General features: G+C 73.5%; 3 protein-coding genes. 1 reads left to right on the forward strand and 2 read right to left on the reverse strand.

Annotated features, from left to right (window positions below; translation table 11 throughout):
• Together GKQ77_RS30430 and GKQ77_RS30435 are read right to left on the reverse strand one after the other, a co-directional pair.
• Nucleotides 1-1,267: MFS transporter (locus GKQ77_RS30430; protein ID WP_308117832.1), on the reverse strand; the 1,267-nt coding region annotated here is incomplete at its 3' end.
• A gap of 103 nt (nt 1,268-1,370) precedes the next feature.
• The gene (locus GKQ77_RS30435; protein WP_219692345.1) at nt 1,371-2,009 is read right to left on the reverse strand and encodes a hypothetical protein; all 639 of its coding nucleotides are present in this window, start codon (nt 2,007-2,009) and stop codon (nt 1,371-1,373) included.
• Nucleotides 2,010-2,088: 79 nt separating this feature from the next.
• On the opposite strand from GKQ77_RS30435, the gene GKQ77_RS30440 reads away from it, so the two are divergent.
• A complete protein-coding gene (locus GKQ77_RS30440; RefSeq protein ID WP_219692346.1) occupies nt 2,089-3,213 on the forward strand; it encodes a sialidase family protein in 1,125 nt (374 codons plus the stop codon).
• The last annotated feature ends 71 nt before the right edge of the window (nt 3,214-3,284 follow it).

The following is a 3,284-nucleotide window of genomic DNA, read 5'->3' on the forward strand; positions in this document are numbered from 1 at the left end:
ACGGTTCCCTGAGGCCCCGCTCACGGCGACGCTTCGCATCCGCGTCCGTCCGCGCGTCGTACGAGACGAGCCGCGGCAGCACCGCCGTGAGAACGGCGACCGAGGCCACGCAGGCGAGGCCACCGGACCAGATGGCGGACCGCGTCCCGGTCCACCCCGCCGCCGCGCCCGCGCGGACCTGCCCCAGCTGCGGCCCGACGCTGTAGGACAGGACCTCGATCCCCGCGAGCCGCCCCCGCAGCTCGTCGGGGATCGTCTGGTTCCAGATGGTCGAGCGGCCGAGCCCGCTCAGCATGTCCCCCGCGCCCGCGAGCGCCAGACACCCGAGCACCACCCATACGTTCGAGAACCAGCCCGCCGCCGTGATCGCGAGACCCCACCCCGCCGCCCCGAACACCACGAGCAGCCCGTGCCGCCGCACCCGTGACGTCCACCCGCTGGTGAGGCTGAGCAGCAGCGAGCCGACCGCCCCGGCCGCGTACATCAGCCCGAGCGACCACTGGGCGTCCAGCTCGTCCGCGAGGAAGGGGAAGATCGTGTTCGGGAAGGCGAAGAACATCGCCGCCATGTCGATCGCGTACGTACCCAGAAGCACCGGCCGTGACCACGCGTACCGCGCGCCCTCCGCGAGGCCCCGCAGCGACGGCTTCTCCGCGTCGTGCGCGGCGGGCGCGGGCGAGAGCCGGGTGCACAGCAGGACCGAGACGGCGAAGCCGGCAATCGTCACCGCGTACGCGGCCGCGTGCCCGGCGTACGCGACGACCAGGCCCGCCAGCGACGGGCCCGCGATCGCGCCGACGTTCCAGCGGAACGAGTTCAGCGCGGCGGCCGCCGTCAGCTGGTCGTGCGGCACGATCCGCGCCATCAGCGAGTCGAGCGCGGGCCGTTGCAGCCCGGCCAGCGCGGAGACCCCGGCCGCGACGACGTACAGGGGCCACAGCAGCGGCGACGGGAGCAGCGCGTTCACCAGCAGGAGCACGGCCAGCAGGCCGAGGCCCGCCTCGCTCAGGAGGATCACCTTGCGCCGGTCGACGGCGTCGGCGAGCGCGCCGCCGTAAAGCCCGAAGACGATCAGCGGCACCAGCTCGACGGCGCCCATCGCGCCGACCGCGATCGGCGAGTCCGTCAGCTCCTTGATCTGCAGCGGCAGGGCGACGAGCGCCATGAAACCGCCGAAGTTCGTGACGAGCCCCTGCACCCAGAGCAGCCGGAAATCCCGGGTGGAGCGCCAGGGGGAGAGGTCGGGCAGTATCGCGGAGAGAGGCACGGGAAACCATGCTCAGCGTCGACCGGTGCCCCGGGCAAACGATTTACCGCAAGCCCTGCGAGGGAGCCCTGCGCGGACCCTCACCGGCGCCGGAACCGCGCGCTCACCACCGCGCCGTCGGCGGCGACGTCAGCTGGTCGGCGAGGCGCGAGAGCCGGTCACGGAAGCGTCGGCGGCCCCGCGCCACGGGGAGCGCGTTCTCGCCGGCGGCCGCGCTCACCAGGTGCTGGACGGTGTCCAGATCGAGGTCGGCACCCGTAGAACCGTCCGACGCGTCCGGCGCGTCCGCCCCCTGCGGCACCGCAAGCGCCTCGTGCGAGAGCGCGCTCAGGTCCCGGTCACCGGAGCCGAGCGCGAGCACGGTGGCCCCGGCCCGCCGCGCGTCGTGCACGCGCGTGAGCAGCTCCGCGTCCGGCGCGTCCGGCGCCACGACCAGCAGCGTCTCGCCGCGCCGCGCGGCTTCGATCCGGCCGAGCCCGGTCGACAGATGCGCGGGATCGCAGGCGTGCACCCGGTGGCGTACGAGTGTCGGAGTCAGCTCGGGCGTGCCCGACCAGGCCGCCTCGTCCACCAGGTGGGCGGCCAGGTGCCACGGTTCGTACGCCCGCGTGCCCACCAGGAGCAGCCCGCCGCCGTGCGGCACCACGGACGAGCGCAGCGTCCCCGCGAAGCGGCGCGTGGCCCCCAGCCACTCGGTCCCTGCGAGCACTTCGCGCAGCAGCGCGACCCGTACGGCGTCCATGGCGTCGCATCCTGCCCGAACGGGCCAGTCGTGACCGGAAGTTCACCCGGAATTCCCCCGCGGTGGGGATGGGCGGGGGATGACTTATGAGACGTCTGTTCCCTTCCGCGCGGGCCGCGAGGGATACGCGAGCTTCCGCATACCGGCCGTCGTCACCACCGCCCCGGGCACGACCGCCCCCGGCGCCACCGCCTCCGGTAGCGTCCTCGCGTTCTGCGAGGGCCGCGTCGGCTCCCAGGAGGACTTCGGCGACATCGACATCGTCCTCAAGCGCTCCGCCGACGGCGGCCGCACCTGGGGCCCGCTCCAGGTCGTCGCCAAGAACGGCACCGACCTCGCGGGCAACCCGGCCCCCGTCGTCCTCGGCACCGGCCGGATCCTGCTCGTCCACGTCAGGAACGCCGCCGCGGCCACCGAGGACGCCATCCGCCGCGGCAAGGTCTCCGCGGCCGCCGGACGGCGCGTCTGGGTGCAGCACAGCGACGACGACGGCCTCACCTGGTCCGCGCCGCGCGAGATCACCGCGCAGGTGAAGAAGGCGCACTGGCGGTGGTACGCGACCACGCCGGGGCACGCCATCCAGCTGACCGGCGGCCGGATCGTCGTCCCCGCCAACCACTCGCTGCCGCCGACCGGCGCGGACACCGGCACCGAGGGCAAGTACAACGGCGGCCACTGCCTGCTCAGCGACGACTCCGGCGCCACCTGGCGCATCGGCTACACCGACGACAACACCAACGGCTACATCAACGTCAACGAGACCACCGCCGCCGAACTCCCCGACGGCCGCCTCTACCTCAACACCCGCAACGACTCCCCGGCCCCGGGCAACCGCGCCGACACCTACTCCCGCGACGGCGGCCGCAGCCTCGTCAAACCCTTCCGCCCCCAGGCGTCCCTCACCGGCCCCGTCGTCGAGGGCAGCGTCCTCCAGCTGCGCGACCCCGACGTGCTCCTCTTCTCCGGCCCCGCCGACCCCGGCTTCCGCGCCCTGATGACCGTGCGCCGCTCCGCCGACCGCGGCACCACCTGGGAGGCCGCCCACACCGTCGACGGTCTGCCGGCGGCCTACTCCGATCTCGTACGCCTCGACGAGGAGACCGTCGGGCTGCTCTACGAGACGGGGGACTTCAGCGCGTACGAGACGATCACGTTCCGGCGGATCCCGCTGGCCGAACTGGTGAACACACCAGAAGGCGCGTAAGCCCTGTGACCGGTGAGTAGGGTCGCCCCATGACCTCTACAGACAGTGCGCAGAACGCCCCCGCCCAGACC

It is taken from the genome of Streptomyces anatolicus (assembly GCF_019400875.1).
Classification (GTDB): domain Bacteria; phylum Actinomycetota; class Actinomycetes; order Streptomycetales; family Streptomycetaceae; genus Streptomyces; species Streptomyces anatolicus.

Coding starts and splice junctions, on each gene's coding strand:
- GKQ77_RS30440 (WP_219692346.1), top strand. CDS start 2,089: ATGACTTATGAGACGTCTGTTCCCTTCCGCGCGGGCCGCGAGGGATAC.
- GKQ77_RS30435 (WP_219692345.1), bottom strand. CDS start 2,009: ATGGACGCCGTACGGGTCGCGCTGCTGCGCGAAGTGCTCGCAGGGACC.